We start from the raw sequence: 953 nt of genomic DNA, 5'->3' as shown, positions 1-953 counted from the left end.
TCCTGTCTGACTCTCTGACGTTGATTTTTGTCTTAAATATTTGTTCATCTATGAATACGCCAGTGCTGCCGTGACCAACAAAAAGTTGCACTGACTTTCCAAGTGACATTTGAACAATTTCTGGGTCAGTGTGTTGAATTCGGACCTTCTGAATTTTCCAATCTGTCTGAGTTAATGCTTGAATGAGTTCTTCGATATAGAGAATGGCAAAAAGCTCCCCCCAGATAAAGCTTGGTGTATCTTCATAAACGGCGCCTCGACAGAACCAATGTGATGACCCTTCTTGAACCAAACTGACTCTGCTTCCTGGTGTATCGTATGAATAGACGTCATTGGAAATGGTTAGCGCATCTTGCACGGTTTCGCATTTTTCAAACATTCCAAGTATTTGAGGAATCACTCGCTGGCGAAAAGCAATTCTTAACAGTTGGCTGAAGTTATTTACGCCTACTTGTGAAGATAGCAAATACACCATACGCCTTACGGGTTCGATGGGCAGAAAATCTTTGTTTGTATCGTAAAGATCAGGAGGAAGGCCAGAATCTCTAAGAATTTCATGAACGTTTATATTGTGATCAGAGAAGACGTCCAACAATATCTTTGTGTAACCGGTGCGCATCATAGGCAAAGAATTAGAAGGTTTCTCGGTCAAGATACAATCCTCACGTTATCGTTAATCTTATTCATTGAATTATTGCTTAGACCATCGACTTTGCTTATCCCGACAGATGAGCTGATTTCGTCGATGATTATAGGCAGTACTTAAAGAATACTTGTTTTTCAGAGATATGCTTTGGCTGCATTGATATTGACTATCAATAGTGTGACAAGTTAGAGATTATGACAACATTTAGAAATAAACGACTAAATTTACACATGTTTTTGCTAGTAGATATTTAAAAGTTCAATAGTTCAAGCTATAAATAGTAGTAAGAAATCGATCAATTTATTAC

At 38.0% G+C, this 953-nt stretch carries 1 pseudogene; it reads right to left on the bottom strand.

Annotated elements, in window-relative coordinates:
* Nucleotides 1-652: pseudogene (locus tag BCU12_RS10550) on the bottom strand (AraC family transcriptional regulator); the annotation flags it as partial.
* Nucleotides 653-953: the final 301 nt, after the last annotated feature.

The sequence above is a fragment of the Vibrio sp. 10N.261.55.A7 genome (genome assembly GCF_002877365.1).
Lineage (GTDB): Bacteria > Pseudomonadota > Gammaproteobacteria > Enterobacterales > Vibrionaceae > Vibrio.
Note: the sequence above shows the minus strand (reverse complement) of the source record. Positions and strands in the feature narration are given on the sequence as shown.